The following is a 17,719-nucleotide window of genomic DNA, read 5'->3' as shown; positions in this document are numbered from 1 at the left end:
ATGTACGCCGAAGCGCCGGAAGGCGACAGGCCTCTCCCCCATCCCGCCCGTGAGTGGGAGGGTAGGGCGGCTACTCCGCCCAGTGGATGTCCACGGGAAGCTCGGCATCCGCGAGCACCCGGCCGATCGGATAAGCCGAGCCCGCGCCCTGGGCGATCGCATCCTCCAGCACCTTGCGCTTCTTGGCGCCGGTGATGGCGATCATCAGCGCCTTGGCGGAGATGATGCCGGCACGCGACAGCGTGACGCGCGCAACCGGCGCCTCTTCCGGCAGCGGCTCCGGCATCACGCCAAGTGCACGACGCTCGCGCGGGCCATTCAACGCTTCGTCATAGTCCGGCCCAGGGAAGATCGATGCCGTGTGACCGTCCGCCCCAACGCCAAGCAGGCAGAGGTCGAGCGGCCAGTGCAGGTCCTGCATCAGCGCGTCGGCCGAACGGCCGGCGGCCTTATAGTCGGCGGTCGCCTGCGGCACGATCGGGATCACGCGCGCGCCCTTGGGAATGAAGGTCTTGCCGATCATCGTCACGTTGCTGAGCGGATCGCCCAGCGGCACGATCCGTTCGTCCGTCGGCAGGATCGTCACGCGCTTCCAATCGAGCTTGGCGCTGGCCAGCTTCTGGTAGATCGGGATCGGCGTCTTGCCGCCGGAAAGCGCGATAACGGCCGCGCCGCGCGCATCAATCGCGCTTTCGATGATGAACTGAACGTCGCCTGCGACCGCATCTGCCATCTCGGCCGCGTCGTCATATTCCCACCATTCGATTTCGTCGCTCATAGATCCAATTCCGTAGGTCCCGAAGCAATGTCGCGGGACAGAAAGTGAGGCAAAACGTGTCTCGGCTCGCCTCACACGAACGGGTGAGGGGAAGCGTAAGCTCCCTCGATCAATCGTCCTGCCAGGTAACGCCGTCGCGCTCGGTCAGCGCGATCGAAGCTGCAGGACCCCAGGTGCCGGCGGCATAATGCTTCGGCTTCATGTCGTTGGCCTTCCAGCCCGCGCGGATCGCATCGATCCACGTCCATTGCGCCTCCACTTCGTCGCGGCGCACGAACAAGGTCTGATCGCCCTCGATCAGATCGAGAAGCAGGCGTTCGTAGGCGATACGGCGGCGCGTGCCGGCGAACTCTGCATCGAGGCTGAGATTCAGCGGCACTTCGCGCAGGCGGATGCCTTCCCGATCGAGGCCGGGCTCCTTCGCCATGACGAGAAGCTGGATATATTCTTCCGGCTGGAGGCGAATGATCAGCATGTTGGGCTGTAGCAGCCCGCCGCGTCCGGAGAACATCGAGTGCGGGACCGGCTTGAACTGGATCGCAATCTCGCTTCGTCGAGTGGGCATGCGCTTGCCAGTGCGAAGATAGAAGGGCACGCCCTGCCAGCGCCAGTTATCAACGTGTGCCTTGATCGCGACAAAGGTTTCGGTGTTCGAATCCTTGCCGAGTTCCTCGTCGTAGCCCTTGACGATCTCGCCCTTCACCGCCCCGCCGAGATACTGGCCGATGACCGTGCAGGTCGGCGCTTCTTCGGGCCGGATCTCGCGCAGCGAACGGAACACCTTCGCCTTCTCGTCGCGAATTTCGGTGACGTCGTAACGTGCCGGCGGCTCCATCGCGATCAGCGCAACGAGCTGCAGGATGTGGTTCGCCACCATGTCGCGCAGGGCGCCGGCGCCGTCATAATAGCCTGCGCGATCTTCCAGTCCCACCGTCTCGCTGACGGTGATCTGCACGTTATCGATGCCCTGCGCATTCCACACAGGTTCGAAGAAGGAATTGCCAAAGCGCAGGGCGAGGATGTTCTGCACCGTCTCCTTGCCGAGATAGTGGTCGATGCGGAAAATCCGCTCTTCCGGGAAGGCGGTGGCGACGGTGTCGTTAATTTCGCGGCTGGACGCGAGATCATAGCCGAGCGGCTTTTCCAGCCCGATCCGGACGGTGTCACCCGCCAGGCCGGCCTTGGAGAGCCCGCCGATCACCTGCTTGAATAGAGAGGGCGCCGTCGACAGGAAGATGGCGAGTCCCCCCGAGACGTCGCCCACCTTCTTCGCCAGATCGCCGTAATGGTCGACGTCGGTTGCATCGAGGGGCTGGTAATTCAGCCGCTTGAGGAAGCTGTCGATCGCATCCGAATCGCGCCGGTCCTTCGGCAGGAACTCGTCCAGCGCCTCCCGTGCGAAGGCGCGATAGCTTTCATCGTCATGATCCGACCGCGCCGTGCCGGTGATCGTCAGGCCGGCGGGCAACAGGTGATCGGCGTGAAGGCCATAGAGAGAGGGCAGGAGCATCCGCTGGGCGAGATCGCCAGTCGCGCCGAACAGCAGGAGCTTTGCTACCGGGTTGCGCTGCATTCGGATTCCTCTTTTCGCTTCGAGCGGCGCATGGCCGTGCCGGATACAGTAACGCCCAACTTCTTCAGAGGACCAACCCTACCAAAGGAGGGGCACCGATCATCAGGTTGAGGTTCTGCACTGCCGCGCCAGCGGCGCCCTTGCCCAGATTGTCTAGCCGGGCAACAAGCCGGGCCTGCTGCCCGGCAGCGTCGGCGAACACCCACAGGTCGAGCCGGTCGTCTGGCGCGGCGTCACGCGCCATCAGCAGCTCCGCGGGCTGATCCTGATGCACGGTGACGAGCGGCGCGCCGTCGAATGTGGCCGCAAGCGCATCGAGCACGGCGGCGCGCGACGGGGGGGAGGGCAGCGCAGCCAGCTGAAGCGGGACCTCCACGATCATGCCCCGAAAGGCGCGGACTACTGCAGGCGCGAACAGGGGGGCGTGCGCGAGTCCGGCGTGCTGCTGCATCTCCGGCACATGTTTGTGGCCCATCGCCAGGCCGTAGCTGCGGTAGGCGAGTTCGGGATCCGAATCGAAGCGCTCGATCAGCGCCTTGCCGCCGCCGGAATATCCCGACACCGCGTTCACCGTCAGCGGCCAATCCGGCGGGAGCAATCTGGCGCGAACAAGTGGGGCCACGAGTGCCAGGAATCCGGTGGGGTAGCAGCCGGGATTCGACACGCGCGCGGCGGCGGCGACATCGAAACCGAGCTCCGGAAAGCCATAGGTCCAGCCGCCCGCCACGCGATGCGCGCTGGAGGCGTCAATCACGCGGGTACGGGGATTGTCGATCAGCGCCACGGCCTCGCGCGCGGCATCGTCGGGGAGGCACAGGATGACCAGATCCGCGTCGTTCAGCGCTTCACGTCGAGCGGCCTGATCCTTGCGCCGATCGTCGGGCAGGGTGACGAGAGTCAAATCCTCGCGGTCGGCAAGCCGCTCGCGAATCTCGAGCCCCGTCGTACCGGCAGCACCATCGATGAAGACGCTGGTCGTCATGCGGAAGGTTCCAGGCTGGCTTCGTCTATATAGCCGACGAGGCCATGTGCGGGTGCAATGCCCCAGGCCTGAGCGCCGGTCACGTCTAGCACTTCGAACGTCTCGCCTTTTGCAAGAGTTGCCAGCGTAGCCGAATCGGTAGCGCGGCTTTCGCGAAGGCTGGTTTCACCGGACAGCACGCGCGGCAGAGGCGCTGCGTAATGGGGGGCGAAAACGTGCTCAGCGAGCCGAACGTCGGCGATGTCGCCACGAACAGCATAGCGTGTGGGATCAAGATGCCGCGACGGGCCGACCAGCGCGAATGATTTACGCGCTGGCGCGGCGGGGTTCCGGCTCTTCGCCGTCGCCAATGAACTGCCCGAACTCCTCAAGAAAATCTGCCCCTTCGGAAGTGCGCGCGACAAAGATATTGCGCTTGTCGCTGTCGTCGCGTTGGCGGCGCAGATAGCCGAGCGCCCCAAGCCTGTTCAAGGCGCGAGTGACGACGGGCTTCGAGACGTTGAGGATCCGGGCCAAGCCGCGAACGGTATGCGGCCCAGGCTTGAGATAGACGACCAGCAGCAAGGCCATCTGACGGTTGGTCAGATCAGGTTCACCCGAGCGGACATAATCCACGAGGGTCTTCATCCATGAACTGAGCTCGGAATGTGCGTAACTAGCCACGTGCATCATCCGGGTTCCAGGGGCCGGCTGTCTCCGACCACTCGGGGCGAATAACGCGGTCATCCGCGGCTGGTTTCAGTACTGTCACGAAATCGACCAACGGTTGATCGCGGGATCAGCGGCGCCTATGTGCGCGTATCGTTCGGCGGGCAGCCCCCACCGGAACAGCCAGTAAAGCCAGGATTGCCATGTTCACCTTCCTCCTCGTCGTTCAGGCGATCATCGCCGCCGCCCTCGTGACGGTGATCCTGATGCAGCGATCGGAAGGCGGCGGCCTCACCAGCGGCGGGAGCCCATCAGGCCTGATGTCGGCGCGCGGCGCGGCGGATTTCCTGACACGCGCAACCTCCATCCTCGCCAGCATCTTCGTCCTGCTGTCGATCACGCTCGCCGTTCTGGCCGCGACGCGGGGCACGACCAGCGTCGACACGTCGCTCGAGCGGACTGCTCCGGTCACTGCGCCGGCGCCGCAGCCGCAGGCTGACGACGCGGCGCTGTCCGCTGCCGAGGCAGCTGCTGCCGCAGCCGCGGCGAACCAGGCCGCGCCCGCTGACAACGGCGTTCCGCTCGCCCGCTGATCCACCCGGTTCGCCGGTTTCGTAGCGCCCGCGGTGACGCGGGCGCTTGTCCATTGTGCATGTTAGAGGCTAATCCGATATCCCCATGGCGCGGTTCATTTTCATCACCGGCGGCGTGGTCTCCTCGCTCGGCAAGGGTCTCATGGCGGCGAGCCTCGCGGCTCTCCTGCAGGCGCGTGGTTACCGCGTGCGGATCCGCAAGTTCGATCCTTACCTGAACGTCGATCCGGGCACGATGAGCCCGTACCAGCATGGCGAAGTCTATGTGACCGACGACGGAGCGGAGACCGATCTCGATCTTGGCCATTATGAACGTTTCACCGGCGTGGCAGCGCGCCAGAGCGACAACGTAACGTCCGGCCGGATTTATCAGCAGATCATCCAGCGTGAGCGCCGCGGCGACTATCTTGGCGCCACCGTGCAGGTCATTCCGCACGTTACCGACGCGATCAAGGCGTTCGCACGTGCCGAGACGGACGACCTCGATTTTGTCCTGTGCGAGATTGGCGGGACGGTCGGTGATATCGAATCGCTGCCGTTCATCGAGGCGATCCGCCAGCTCAAAAACGAAGTGGGCCGCGGCAATGCGATCAGCGTCCACGTGACGTTGGTGCCGTACATCGCCGCTGCGGGGGAGCTGAAGACCAAGCCGACACAGCATTCGGTGCGCGAACTGGCAGCGCTTGGCGTGCAGCCTGACGTGCTGGTCTGCCGCTGCGAACAGCCGCTCCCGCCCTCCGAGCGAGCGAAGATCGCGCTGTTCTGCAATGTGCCGGAAGGCGCCGTCATCCCGGCGCTCGACGCGAAGAGCATCTACGCGGTCCCGCTGCAGTATCACGCTGAGGGGCTCGATTCTGAGGTGCTGCGCGCCTTTGGTATCACGCCTTCTTCTCCGCCCGATCTCACCCGTTGGGAGGAGATCGTCGATCGCCTCACCAACCCTGAAGGCGAAGTGACGGTCGGCGTAGTCGGCAAATATGTCGGCCTGCAGGACGCGTACAAGTCGCTCAACGAGGCGCTTGTCCATGGCGGCATCGCCAACAAGGTAAAGGTCAACATCCGGTGGATCGACGCCGAGTTGTTCGAGAACGACGATGCGGAGATCGCCTCGCAGCTCGAGCCGTGCGACGCGATTCTGGTGCCGGGGGCCTTTGGTGAACGCGGTGCGGAAGGAAAGATCGCCAGTGTGCGTTTCGCGCGCGAGCGCGAGATTCCCTATTTCGGCATCTGCTTCGGCATGCAGATGGCGTGCATCGAGGGTGCGCGCGACCTTGGCGGTATCGAAGATGCGTCCTCGACCGAGTTTGGGCCTACCGAGGAACCGGTGGTCGGCCTGATCACCGAGTGGATGGGCCGCGACGGACTGGAGAAGCGCGAGGCCGAGGGTGATCTTGGCGGCACGATGCGGCTTGGTGCCTATGAAGCGAAGCTGGCGGGGAATAGCGTCGTCGCGTCGATCTATGGCGATACAACCATCTTCGAGCGTCATCGTCACCGCTACGAGGTGAACACGCACTACAAGGACGTGCTGGAGAAGGGCGGCCTCGTGTTCTCCGGTATGTCGCCGGACGGGACGCTGCCGGAGATTGTCGAGCGGCCGGACCATCCTTGGTTCGTTGGCGTTCAGTTCCATCCGGAGCTGAAGTCCAAGCCGTTCGATCCGCATCCGCTTTTCGCAAGCTTCATTGGCGCCGCGGTGAAGCAGAGCCGCCTTGTCTGACGATCCCGACCTGCCCGCGTGGCGGGTCGAGCGTTCGCGGCTGGCGTTCGATCATCGCTGGCTGCGGGTGCGCGCAGATGATTGCGTCACAGCGGAAGGGGTACGGGTCGCTCCGTTCTTCGTGACGGAGCACCCTGATTGGGCGATCGTCGTTGCTCTGGACGCGGATGGGCAGCTGCTGCTGGTCGATCAATATCGCCACGGCTGGGGGGTCGTCTCGCGGGAGCTGCCGACAGGCGCCGTCGATCCGGACGATGCGAACGCGATCGCTGCCGCCAAACGCGAGCTGCGCGAAGAGACCGGCTATGGTGGGGGCGAGTGGCGGCTGATCGCGACGCTCGCGCCTAATCCGTCGAACCAGTCGAACCGTTGCCATGTGGTACTGGCGACTGGCGTGGCCAAGGTCGGCGAACCGCAGAACGAGCCGACAGAACGCCTGCGGCTGGTTCGCCTACCCCTGAACGAGGCTATGTCACTCGCCCGATCCGGGGGCATCATCCAAGCGATGCACGTCGCAGCCCTCGCGATGGCATTGCCTGATCGCTGGAGCGCAGCCAGTTGAGCCGGGCCCGGCGAGGCATCTAAAGACGAAACGTGGCCGGCGGCGTGGGTGCCCGAACCATTAGCGACCCACTCCCGATAAGAAATTAAGGCGCCCGAGCCTTCCGGCCCGGACGCCCCACGACGCCTCGAAAAGGGAGCAAAGAGGCGCCGAACAGTCAGGCGCTAAGCCTGTTACGCGGCCTGTGCAGCCTCGTCGCGCTTGTCTTCCACGACCGTGGGCTTCGGGCCGGTCTTGATCGAGATGCTCTTCGGCTTCATCGCCTCGGGCACTTCGCGAACCAGATCGATGACCAGCAGGCCATCGTTCATCCGCGCGTCCTCGACGAACACGAAGTCAGCAAGCTCGAAGCGGCGTTCAAAGCTTCGGGTGGCGATGCCGACATGCAGGAAGTTCGGGCCGGTTGCCTTCTCATCCTTCTTGCCAGCGACAAGCAGCAGGTTCTGCTGGGCCGTAATCTCGATTTCGTCGCGCGAGAAGCCGGCCACCGCCAGCGTGATACGGTAGCGATCGTCGGCAAGACGCTCGAGATTGAACGGGGGATAGTTTTCCGAAGCCGTACGCGAATTGGCTTCGATGAGATCGAACAGCCGATCGAAACCGATGGTCGAGCGGCGATAAGGGGTCAGATCGAGACGCATCTTCAAGTCCTCCAGTGAGCGAGTTGAAAATCCGACGACGTGCGAATCGCCACGTTGCCGGTTGCGCGGCCCGTCAGCGGCACCGCGCAGAGCGAATTTTGGTGCGGTCAAGCGACTTTTCAAGAGGCTCGCACGATCAGCATTACATGGCGCTCACGCACATATCCGACTAAACAGATGGGGATAGTGAGGATCTATGTAGAAGGGGGGATCATGAGGTTGACGTTCGTTTCGTTTCTGCTGCTCGCCGGCACGTCCACTGCGGCCCTGGCGCAGGAGGCTAATCCACCGCTGATCGATCCCACCCCCGGTTCCGATGATCGCACGGGGGAGACGGTGCAGCGGAGTTCGGTGGCTTCGGACATCGTCGTCACGGCGCGCCGCAGGCAGGAACAGGTTCAGGATGTGCCGATCCCGATCTCCGTCGTTGGGGTGAAGGAACTCGACAACACCGGCAGCTTCAACGTCTCTCGGCTTCAGCAACTGCAGCCGTCGCTGCAATTCTATTCCACCAACCCGCGCAACTCATCGGTGAACATCCGCGGGCTTGGCGCGCCGCTGGGCCTTACCAATGACGGCATCGACCAGGGCGTCGGTGTTTATATCGACCAGGTGTACCTCAGCCGCGTTGCCGCCGCGACGCTCGATTTCCTTGACGTGCAGCAGATCGAAACGCTGCGCGGCCCCCAGGGAACGCTTTATGGCAAGAACACCGTTGCGGGCGCGATCAACATCACGAGCAAGGCGCCCAGCTTCGAGTTCGAGGGACGTGCCGAGGTCTCTGTCGGCAATCTTGAGTTCAAGCAGGGCAAGGCATCGATATCCGGGCCGCTGAGCGACAATGTCGCGGTACGGCTTGGCACCGCCGTCACATCCCGCCGTGGCACGATCTTCAACGTGGCGACGGGCAATTACGTGAACGAGCAGGACAACCTTGGCGTCCGCGGCGCCTTGCTGTGGCGGGCAGGCGACAACATGAATTTCACGCTGTCAGGCGATTACAGCCGGCAGAACCCGGAATGCTGTGCGCAGATCTTCGTTCGGCTGGGTTCCACCCAGCGGCCGCTCAACCGCCAGTTCGACGCGCTTGCCGCGGCGTTCGGCTATGAACCGTTAAGCCGTAATCCGTTTGACCGGCTGACTGATCTGGATGCCGACTTGAATGCGCTGAACGTGCTCGGCGGGGTCTCGCTCCGCGGCGAGATCGGCCTTGGCTCCGGTACGCTTACTAGCGTTACGGCATGGCGTTTCTGGGATTGGGGGCCGGCGAACGATCGCGACTTCACGGGACTGCCGGTCACGACCAAGTCGAACAACCCGACCAAGCAGAACCAATATACCCAGGAGTTCCGCTACGCCGGAGAGGGAAAGAGCTTCGACTATGTCCTGGGCATTTTCGCCTTCTACCAGGACATTCATACGACCGGCATTCAGCAGCAGGGGCCAGCGGCCAGCCGCTGGCTGATCAACCCGACCAATCCGCTGTCGAACGATCCCTCGGTGCTGAACGGCCTCACCGCGAACAACGACATTCGGCTAAAGAATTTCAGCGGCGCGATCTTCGGCAAACTCAACTGGAAGATCACGGACGCGTTGACGCTCTCGCCGGGCGTCCGCCTGAACTACGACGACAAGGTCGGCAGCTACGTCAGCATCGTGACCGACGGGCAGGGCAACCTGGTGCCCTATAGCGGCGGCACGGCGCGGCAGGCGGCACAGCGCGACGCGATCCAACCGCAGGCGTTCCGTGACGAGGCGTTCCGTGAATGGAACGTCTCTTATGACGGCACGATCTCGTACAAGCTTGCGCCCGATGTGCTGCTGTACGGCACCTATGCGCACACGTTCAAATCAGGCGGGCTGAACCTGAACGGCGTCCCGGTGGTGAATGGCGTCGTGCAGACCCAGTTGGCGCAGATCGCGCCCGAGAAGGTCGACCATTTCGAGATCGGCGTGAAATCACAGGTCTGGGATCGCCGCGTCACCTTCAACGTAACCGGCTTCTGGACCGACATCAAGGACTATCAGGCGATCGTCAACAATAGCTCGACCTCCACGCTTCGCGGCTATCTCGCGAATGCCGGCAAGGTACGGGTGCGCGGAATCGAGGCCGATCTGTCCGTTCAGCCGACTAGCGGCTTCACCTTCTACATCAACGGCGCCTTCAACGATCACGAATATGTCGACTTCAAGAATGCCCCGTGCCCGCCCGAGCTGTCGGGAGGCGGCACCGGGGCGGTGATCGGTGCTCCTGGGGTGCCCGGCGCGAACAGCCCGATCGTCTGCGACATTTCCGGCCAGTGGCTGCCGGGCATATCGAAATGGGCATTCTCCTATGGGGCGGAATATAGCGCCCCGGCCACGATCTTCGGCGAGCCGGGTGAGAGCTATGTCGCATTCGATGCCAACTCGAGAACGAAGTTCTCATCGAACGCCTCCCGCTCCATCTACACCGATATCGATGGGTATACGCTGGCCAATGCGCGGGTCGGCTTTCGTACGGACAACAAGCTCAACGCCTTCCTGTGGATGCGAAACGTCTTCGACAAGAAGTACTTCGATGTGCTCGCCACGACACCTGGCAACACCGGCCTCATCGCAGGCAACGTCGGCGACCCGCGGACCTACGGCCTGACGATCGGCATCAGCTTCTGAAGAAGCGGAACGGAACTGGATCCCGGCGGCAGCCGGGGTCCAGACGCAGCTGCTCGGCGATTGCCAAAAGACTCCGGATTTGGACAAGCAAACGCCCGGATCGTTTCCGACCCGGGCGCCTGCGTGACGATCACTCGTCAGCCCCCTTGTCGCCCCTCGTCCGCACGCCCATATCTAGGCGGGACTGAAGAGCGTTTTCCCCGAACCACGGCCTTTGCCTGTGTGCCAGTGATGTAAGGCTATGTGTCTACGCCGGGCGCGTCCACGAAAATGAACGCCAGCTAAACCGATTGCCCACCTCCTGTGACGATTCCGCAACAGCAGCGTTGCCAGCCTTCGTCGCCGCCGGTAGAGCGCTGCCCATGATCCTGTCGCGCTACGAACGAACGATCGCGCGGCGCTATCTTCTTCCCGGGCGCGGCGAGCGGTTCATCGTTCTCGTCGCCGGCTTCAGCCTCGGCGCAGTGATGCTGGGTGTGGCCGCGCTCGTGATTGTGATGAGCGTCATGAATGGCTTCCGGGCCGAGCTCTTCGACAAGATTGTCGGGCTGAACGGCCATGCCGTGGTACAGGGGGTCGGCGGCCGATTGGCGGACTGGCGCGACGTGGTGCGCGCGGCGGAAGCAACGCCCGGCGTCACCAGCGCAGTGCCGTTGGTCGAACAGCCGCTGATGTCGACCTATAACGGACGTGTCGAAGCGGTACTGGTGCGGGGCATGCGGGTGCAGGATATCCGTTCCAATACCGCGATTGGCAGCAAGGTGATCATGGGCACAATCAGCTCGCTGACACCTGGGTCGAACCGGGTCGCGCTAGGCTCGCGGTTGGCGGAATCACTTGGGGCGACCGTCGGATCCGAAATCACGCTGATCAACCCGGCGGGCCAATCGACGCCGTTCGGCACCGTCCCGCGCTACGTCAATTATACCGTCGCCGCCATTTTCGAGATCGGCGTGTATGATTTCGACAAGGCTTATGTGATCATGCCGATGGAGGACGCCCAGACGCTGCTCCTCCTCGGTGACGCAGTGGGCATGATCGAACTGGAGACGGTGGATGCCGATCGCGTCGGCCAGATCCTTGCGCCGCTCGCCGACAAGGTCGGCCGCGTCGGTGTGATCAATGACTGGCGGCAGATGAATGCGCAGCTGTTCGAGGCGCTTGCGGTTGAGCGCGTCGCGATGTTCGTCGTGCTGTGCATCATCATTCTCGTCGCGGCGTTCAACATCGCCTCGTCTCTGATCATGCTGGTTCGAGCCAAGACGCGCGACATCGCGATCCTGCGGACAATGGGCGCGACACGCGGGGCAATGATGCGGATCTTCATGACGGTCGGTGTCACGATCGGTGCGCTCGGTATTGTTGCCGGCCTGATCCTGGGCGCGATCTTCCTCTTCTACCGCCAGGCAGTGGTGAACTTCGTCCAGTTCGTGACCGGCCAGAACCTGTGGGATCCTTCGATCCGGTACCTGACGGAGCTGCCGTCAAAGCCGGATCCCGTGGAAATCGTTGCGATCGTCGTGATCACCGCTCTCATGACCCTGCTGGCGACCGTGTATCCGGCGTACAAGGCGGCAAGCACCGATCCCGTTCAGGTGCTGCGCTATGAGTGAGCCGGTTCTTGAGACGCGCGGGCTTTCGCGTAGCTTCACCCAGGGTGGCGAGACCATTGAGGTCCTTCGCGGGGTGAACCTTTCGGTTGGCCCTGGTGAGATCGTGGCGCTGCTGGGCCCGTCGGGCTCGGGCAAGTCGACGCTGCTTCAGGCGGTAGGCCTCCTCGAAGGCGGCTTCGACGGATCGATCCGCATCGCCGGTGAGGAAGCGGCAAACCTCGATGCACATGGCCGCACGATGGTCCGGCGCGACCGGCTTGGGTTCGTGTATCAGTTCCATCACCTGCTGCCGGACTTCAACGCGCTGGAGAATGTGGTGCTGCCGCAGCTGATCCACGGGGCGGAGCGGGCGCCGGCCGAAGCGCGCGCGACGACCCTTCTGTCAGCGCTTGGCTTGTCGCGTCGGTTGACACACCGGCCGAGCCAATTGTCCGGCGGCGAGCAGCAGCGGGTCGCCGTCGCGCGCGCGCTTGCCAATCGACCGGCACTCGTCCTCGCCGATGAGCCGACCGGCAATCTCGACGAGAATACCGCGGATCGCGTGCTCGGTGAGTTCCTTCGCCTCGTGCGTGAGGAAGGATCGGCGGCGCTGGTCGCGACCCATAATGAGCGGCTGGCCGCGAAGATGGATCGCGTTGTCCGCCTGCACGAGGGCATCCTGGAATGAACCCGTGGCGTGATCCGCCGGTGCTCGTCGGCCGGCACGTCACGCTGCGACCGCTTCTACCGGAACACCGGGACGCGCTCGCGGCTGCCGCAGCCGGGCTTACCGATCTCTTCTACGCCAACGTCTCGAACATGGCGGATCCCGACCAGTTCATGGCGGCGGCCTTCAAGGAGCGCGATTTCGGCCGATCGATGCCGTTCGTTGTTGAGTTGCCCGAGGGCAAGATCGTCGGCCTTACCCGCTATATGCGGATGAACGAGGCGCATCGGCGCGTCGAAGTCGGCGGCACCTTCTATGCGAAATCGGTGCAGCGCACCGGCGTCAATACCGAGGCGAAGCTGCTTCTGCTTCGGCACGCATTCGAGGTGCTCCAATGCAACGCGGTGCAGATCCGAACCGATTGGTTCAACCGCGCCTCGCAGCGCGCGATCGAGCGATTGGGGGCGAAACGGGACGGCGTTCTGCGTTCTCACCAAGTGATGGATGGGCGTGTGCGCGACATCGTGGTCTATTCGATTATCGCTTGCGAATGGCCGGGGGTTCGCCAGAATCTCGAGCATCTTTTGTCACGGCACGAGGAGGAGGGACGATGACCGCGATCACCGATTTCGAGGTGAAGGCCGCGGACGGCAGCGTCGCGTCTCTCGAAAACTATCGCGGCAAGGTGCTGTTGATCGTCAATACGGCGTCAAAGTGCGGCTTCACCCCGCAATATGAAGGATTGGAGTCGCTGCATCGCGAGTTCGGCGATCGCGGCTTCGAAGTACTGGCGTTCCCCTGCAACCAGTTTGGTGCGCAGGAGCCGGGGGATGCCGCCGAGATCGCCAACTTCTGCTCACTCACTTATGACGTCACGTTCCCGGTGTTCGCCAAAATCGACGTGAACGGCCCGCAGGCCGATCCCTTGTTCGAGGAATTGAAGGCCGCCGCGCCGGGGCTTCTCGGTTCCAAGGCGATCAAGTGGAACTTCACGAAGTTCCTGGTCGACCGGGAGGGCAGGGTCGTGTCGCGCTACGCGCCGACGACCAAACCCGAGGACATGCGCAAGGATATCGAAAAGCTGCTGTAAGCCGCCCACGAGCGGATTTCGGCTGTGCTCGTGAGCCGGGCGGGGATCTCAGGTCAGAAACGGAACGCCGTTGTTCCTGATTTCTGATCCACCCCAGCCATGATCGCCACCACGCCGCCGAACAGGAAGCTCATGCCCAGGATGAAGCCGGGGATGGTAAGCGCGGACAGCGGCACGGTTGCGACCACCATTAGGCCGAGGAGAATGTTCACCACGCCGTAGAGCAGCATCATCCAACGTCGACGACGCATGCGGAAGGCGTACGCGATCTCGGTGATGCCGCGAACCAACAGCCAGGCGGCAAGCACAAGCGTCAAGGAGATTGCGCCGGTCAGTGGCCAGCCTACGGTGATGACGCCCGCTACAATCGAGATCAGGCCGAGAATGATCGTGTAGCCACGGCTTTCCGCGCCGGTGCCACGAATTCCCGCGATCAGCGCGACGATCCCTGAGACGACGAAGGCGACGCCGATAAGCAGCGTTGCTGCAAGTGTGGCCGGGAAGGGCCAGATGAGCGCCAAGGCCCCGAATATGATTGAGATGACGCCGTATCCGATCATCCATCCCCAACCCGGGCCCGAGGATGACGCAAAACGACCGCCTGCTTCGCTCCGCCCGATATCGGTCATGGCAGATGCTCCTGTGCTGGCAGGCAAAACGAGCAAAGGGTGCGGCGGTTCCGCTGGTCGAATCATGCCGATCGGCGTAGCGTCCGTTGATGGCGCATTCCGGGTTCGTTCCGCTTCGTATCTTCTCCTCGTACACCATGCTCGACGGTGCGATCGAGCCGAAGGCGATCGCGAAGCGCGCGGCGCAGCTTGGTTTACCCGCCGCCGCGCTGACGGACCGCAACGGGCTTTACGCGGCGATGGCCTATTCCGACGCTTGCTTCGACGCCGGGGTTCAGCCGGTTATCGGAACCATGCTGGGCGTCGCGCGACCTGACATGCCGGAAGGCGTGGCGCCGATCGTCGACTGGATCGCGCTCTATGCCCAGGACGAGCGTGGCTATGACAATCTATGCGAGCTGGTCAGTCGCGCTCATCTCGATCGGCCGATCGATCTTCCGCCGCATGTCAGCTTCCAGTCTCTCAGCGAATTCACCGACGGATTGATCGCCCTGACCGCGGGCGGGGAAGGCGGACTGGCCCGGCTGCTTGCGGAGGACCAGCCAGATCGCGCCGGGGCGTATCTTGATCGATTGGGTCGGCTCTTCCCCGACCGGCTGTACATTGAACTTGCCCGCCGGGGCGATGAAACCGAGGAGCGGGCCGAGGCCGCGCTCGTCGATCTAGCTTATGCGCGGGATCTGCCGCTCGTCGCCACCAATCCCTGTTGCTTCGCGGAAAAGACCTTCGGCAAGGCGCATGACGCGATGCTGTGCATTGCCAACTCCACCTATGTCGAAACCGAGGACCGGCCGAGGAGCTCGCCGGACGCCTGGATGAAGCCCGCTGACGAAATGCGCGCTTTGTTCGAGGATCTGCCCGAAGCAATCGCAAATACCATGGTGGTGGCGCAACGTTGTGCGGTGGCAGCGCCCAAGCGGAAACCGATCCTGCCCAGCCTCGCCGGTGACCGCGAGGGTGAGGCGGCGATGCTGCGCGAGGAGGCGCATGCAGGCCTCGACGCGCGCCTCAAACGGATCGCGGAACTTGCTACCGAGCCGCTTGGTGACGGCTGGCAGGATGCTTACCGTAAGCGTCTCGATTTCGAACTCAACGTCATCATCCAGATGGGATTCCCTGGCTATTTTCTGATCGTTGCGGACTTCATTAAATGGGCGAAGATGCACGATATCCCGGTTGGCCCAGGTCGTGGGTCTGGCGCCGGCTCGGTCGTCGCCTGGGCGTTGACCATTACGGATCTCGACCCGCTGCAGCTTGGCCTGCTGTTCGAGCGCTTTCTCAACCCCGAGCGCGTCTCGATGCCGGACTTCGACATCGACTTCTGCGAAACACGGCGCGGCGAAGTGATCCGCTACGTGCAGGAGAAGTACGGCCGTGATCAGGTGGCGCAGATCATCACCTTCGGTAAGCTCAAGGCGCGGGCCGTGCTGAAGGACACCGGCCGCGTGCTTCAGATGAGCTACGGTCAAGTCGATCGCCTGGCGAAGCTCGTGCCCAATCATCCGACCGACCCCTGGACGTTGAAGCGTGCCATCGATGGCGTGGCGGAACTCCATCGCGAGTACGCCAATGACAATCAGGTCCGGAACCTGCTGGACCTCGCGATGCAGCTTGAAGGGCTGCCGCGACATTCGTCGACCCACGCCGCCGGTGTGGTCATTGGGGATCGGCCGCTTTCCCAGTTGGTGCCGCTTTACCGCGATCCGCGATCCGACATGCCGGTGACCCAATTCGACATGAAATTTGTCGAAGGTGCGGGGCTGGTGAAGTTCGACTTCCTGGGCCTGAAGACGCTATCGGTTCTGAAGCGCGCCCTTCAACTGCTTGAGAAGCGCGGCATCCACGTGGATCTTGACGCTCTCTCCTGGGATGACGAGGCTGTCTACGCCCTGCTGCAGAAGGGCGATACGGTCGGCGTGTTCCAGCTGGAATCGGAGGGCATGCGCCGGACGCTGTCGGCCGTCAGGCCAACCAATTTCGGCGACATCATCGCCCTCGTCTCGCTCTACCGTCCCGGCCCGATGGACAACATCCCATCGTTCGGCCGCCGAAAGCAGGGGACTGAGCCGATCGAGTACCCGCACCCATTGCTGGAGCCGATCCTCGCCGAAACTTACGGTATCTTCGTGTATCAGGAACAGGTGATGCAGGCGGCCCAGGTGCTGGCCGGGTACTCGCTTGGAGGCGCAGATCTTCTGCGCCGTGCCATGGGCAAGAAGATCAAGGCGGAGATGGACGCTCAGCGCGCGACCTTCGTTGAGGGCTGCGCCAAGCATAATCAAATTCCCAAGGATCGCGCGAACGCGCTGTTCGACTTGATCGACAAGTTTGCGGGCTATGGCTTCAACAAGAGCCACGCCGCTGCCTATGCGCTGCTCGCCTATCAGACGGCCTGGCTGAAGGCACATCACCCGCACGAGTTCTTTGCCGCGTCGATGGCCTACGACATCCATCAGACGGACAAGCTCGCCATCTTCTGTGACGACATGCGAAGAATGCAGGTCAAGTACCTGCCGCCAGACATAAATCGCAGTCAGGCTGACTTCGACGTGGAAGTGGATGAGGACGGTCCTGCCGTCCGCTATGCGTTGGCCGCGCTGAAGTCGGTGGGTGAAGGCGCAATGGAGAAGCTGGTCGCAGAGCGCCAGGAGAATGGCGCCTTTCAGCGGCTGGACGATCTGGCACACCGGGTTGATCCGCGGCTTATCAACAAGCGACAACTCGAAACGCTCGCCGCCGCCGGAGCCTTCGACGGGATCGAGCCCAACCGCGCCGGTGTGTTCGCCGTCGCCGAAACGATCCTGGCTGTTGCCGCGCGACAGCACGAGGCGCGCACGAGCGGGCAGCACGGACTGTTCGGCGATGCGGAGCCAGCCGGGGATGCAATCAAGCTGCCTAACGCTCGCTGGAGCATGTCCGAGCGGATGGAGCAGGAGAAAGAGGCGTTCGGCTTCTATTTCTCGGCGCATCCGGTGGATCGGCACGCCCACCTCGCCAAGGCGCACGGCGCGCGGCTCTATACGGCGCTCGCGGAACTCGCGATCCCTGATGACGGTACCCGAGCCGGTGCCACCATGGCGGTACTGGTGGAAGATGCACGGTGGCGTACCTCAGCGCGCGGAAAACGCTATCTGATGGCGACGCTCAGCGACCAGAGCGGGCAGTTCATCGCGACCTGCTTTGACGATGCGGTGGCGGCAGATCTGGAGGAAGCAGCACGCGCGGGCGGCTGCGGGCTCGCGACCGTCGAACTGGATCGGCGCCCAGGCGAAGAAACGCCTCGAGTGACGGTTAAAAGGCTACAACCGTTCGAGACGCTGGCGTCGATGGCCCGCTTCGTCATCGAGGTTGCGGTCAGCGAGCCAAGCGCGCTGCAGGCGCTGGCAGCGTTGCTTGAGCATCAGCGAGGTGCGCGCGGCGAGGTGATCGTTCGGGCACCGGTGGACGGCGGGGAGGCCACCGTGTTGCTAGGGCGCGACTTCTTGCTGGATCTGGAACTGGTGCACCGGATCGAAGACTTGTCCGGAGTGCGCGAAGTGGCGATGCGACAATCCGAAACCCGGCTTGCCCTCGTCAGTTGAGTCTCACA

The 17,719-nt window shown here is 63.3% G+C and carries 16 protein-coding genes; 9 read left to right on the top strand and 7 right to left on the bottom strand.

Going from position 1 to position 17,719, the window contains the following annotated elements:
- Positions 1-70: 70 nt before the first annotated feature.
- From pgl to ACH0CP_RS15700, 5 genes are all read right to left on the bottom strand, one after another.
- Positions 71-778, bottom strand: coding sequence for a 6-phosphogluconolactonase (gene pgl / locus ACH0CP_RS15720; RefSeq protein WP_294442769.1), 708 nt, complete (start codon positions 776-778; stop codon positions 71-73).
- 109 nt (positions 779-887) lie between these two features.
- Positions 888-2,351, bottom strand: coding sequence for a glucose-6-phosphate dehydrogenase (gene zwf, locus ACH0CP_RS15715; RefSeq protein WP_294442768.1), 1,464 nt, complete (start codon positions 2,349-2,351; stop codon positions 888-890).
- Between the two features lie 64 nt (positions 2,352-2,415).
- A complete protein-coding gene (argC, locus tag ACH0CP_RS15710) occupies positions 2,416-3,333 on the bottom strand; it encodes an N-acetyl-gamma-glutamyl-phosphate reductase (protein WP_406889001.1) in 918 nt (305 codons plus the stop codon).
- On the bottom strand, positions 3,330-3,683 hold the full coding sequence (locus ACH0CP_RS15705) for an SH3 domain-containing protein (RefSeq protein WP_406875740.1): 354 nt from the start codon (positions 3,681-3,683) through the stop codon (positions 3,330-3,332). The genes argC and ACH0CP_RS15705 overlap by 4 nt, the downstream gene beginning before the upstream one ends.
- Positions 3,640-3,960, bottom strand: coding sequence for a MarR family transcriptional regulator (locus ACH0CP_RS15700; RefSeq protein WP_294442779.1), 321 nt, complete (start codon positions 3,958-3,960; stop codon positions 3,640-3,642). The genes ACH0CP_RS15705 and ACH0CP_RS15700 overlap by 44 nt, the downstream gene beginning before the upstream one ends.
- Positions 3,961-4,184: 224 nt before the next feature.
- On the opposite strand from ACH0CP_RS15700, the gene secG reads away from it, so the two are divergent.
- The 3 genes from secG to ACH0CP_RS15685 all read left to right on the top strand — a co-directional run bounded on the left by secG (position 4,185) and on the right by ACH0CP_RS15685 (position 6,856).
- The gene (gene secG, locus ACH0CP_RS15695) at positions 4,185-4,574 is read left to right on the top strand and encodes a preprotein translocase subunit SecG (RefSeq protein ID WP_406889003.1); all 390 of its coding nucleotides are present in this window, start codon (positions 4,185-4,187) and stop codon (positions 4,572-4,574) included.
- Positions 4,575-4,659: 85 nt separating this feature from the next.
- Positions 4,660-6,294 (top strand): CTP synthase, encoded by a 1,635-nt coding sequence (locus ACH0CP_RS15690; protein WP_294442765.1) that lies wholly within the window; start codon positions 4,660-4,662, stop codon positions 6,292-6,294.
- Positions 6,287-6,856 (top strand): NUDIX hydrolase, encoded by a 570-nt coding sequence (locus ACH0CP_RS15685; protein ID WP_294442764.1) that lies wholly within the window; start codon positions 6,287-6,289, stop codon positions 6,854-6,856. The genes ACH0CP_RS15690 and ACH0CP_RS15685 overlap by 8 nt, the downstream gene beginning before the upstream one ends.
- 173 nt (positions 6,857-7,029) lie before the next feature.
- Here ACH0CP_RS15685 and ACH0CP_RS15680 read toward each other — a convergent pair whose 3' ends face one another.
- Positions 7,030-7,497 carry an Hsp20 family protein gene (locus ACH0CP_RS15680; RefSeq protein WP_294442763.1) on the bottom strand — a complete coding sequence of 156 codons (468 nt, stop codon included), beginning with the start codon at positions 7,495-7,497 and terminating at the stop codon, positions 7,030-7,032.
- 213 nt (positions 7,498-7,710) lie between these two features.
- Between ACH0CP_RS15680 and ACH0CP_RS15675 the strand changes: the two genes are divergently transcribed.
- From ACH0CP_RS15675 to ACH0CP_RS15655, 5 genes are all read left to right on the top strand, one after another.
- Complete coding sequence (locus ACH0CP_RS15675; RefSeq protein ID WP_406889005.1) at positions 7,711-10,152, top strand: TonB-dependent receptor; 2,442 nt, start codon at positions 7,711-7,713, stop codon at positions 10,150-10,152.
- A gap of 362 nt (positions 10,153-10,514) precedes the next feature.
- Complete coding sequence (locus ACH0CP_RS15670; protein WP_294442761.1) at positions 10,515-11,765, top strand: lipoprotein-releasing ABC transporter permease subunit; 1,251 nt, start codon at positions 10,515-10,517, stop codon at positions 11,763-11,765.
- Positions 11,758-12,432 carry an ABC transporter ATP-binding protein gene (locus ACH0CP_RS15665; protein WP_406889007.1) on the top strand — a complete coding sequence of 225 codons (675 nt, stop codon included), beginning with the start codon at positions 11,758-11,760 and terminating at the stop codon, positions 12,430-12,432. The genes ACH0CP_RS15670 and ACH0CP_RS15665 overlap by 8 nt, the downstream gene beginning before the upstream one ends.
- A complete protein-coding gene (locus ACH0CP_RS15660) occupies positions 12,429-13,025 on the top strand; it encodes a GNAT family N-acetyltransferase (protein WP_294442758.1) in 597 nt (198 codons plus the stop codon). The genes ACH0CP_RS15665 and ACH0CP_RS15660 overlap by 4 nt, the downstream gene beginning before the upstream one ends.
- The gene (locus tag ACH0CP_RS15655; protein ID WP_406889009.1) at positions 13,022-13,501 is read left to right on the top strand and encodes a glutathione peroxidase; all 480 of its coding nucleotides are present in this window, start codon (positions 13,022-13,024) and stop codon (positions 13,499-13,501) included. The genes ACH0CP_RS15660 and ACH0CP_RS15655 overlap by 4 nt, the downstream gene beginning before the upstream one ends.
- A gap of 53 nt (positions 13,502-13,554) precedes the next feature.
- On the opposite strand, the gene ACH0CP_RS15650 is transcribed toward ACH0CP_RS15655, so the two are convergent.
- Positions 13,555-14,130 (bottom strand): HdeD family acid-resistance protein, encoded by a 576-nt coding sequence (locus ACH0CP_RS15650; RefSeq protein ID WP_406889011.1) that lies wholly within the window; start codon positions 14,128-14,130, stop codon positions 13,555-13,557.
- An 89-nt stretch (positions 14,131-14,219) separates the two neighbouring features.
- On the opposite strand from ACH0CP_RS15650, the gene dnaE reads away from it, so the two are divergent.
- Complete coding sequence (dnaE, locus tag ACH0CP_RS15645; RefSeq protein ID WP_406889013.1) at positions 14,220-17,711, top strand: DNA polymerase III subunit alpha; 3,492 nt, start codon at positions 14,220-14,222, stop codon at positions 17,709-17,711.
- The last annotated feature ends 8 nt before the right edge of the window (positions 17,712-17,719 follow it).

Origin of the sequence: Sphingomonas sp. 179-I 2A4 NHS, assembly GCF_045369135.1 — a bacterium.
Classification (GTDB): Bacteria; Pseudomonadota; Alphaproteobacteria; order Sphingomonadales; family Sphingomonadaceae; genus Sphingomonas.
This window is presented reverse-complemented; position numbering and strand designations above follow the sequence as displayed.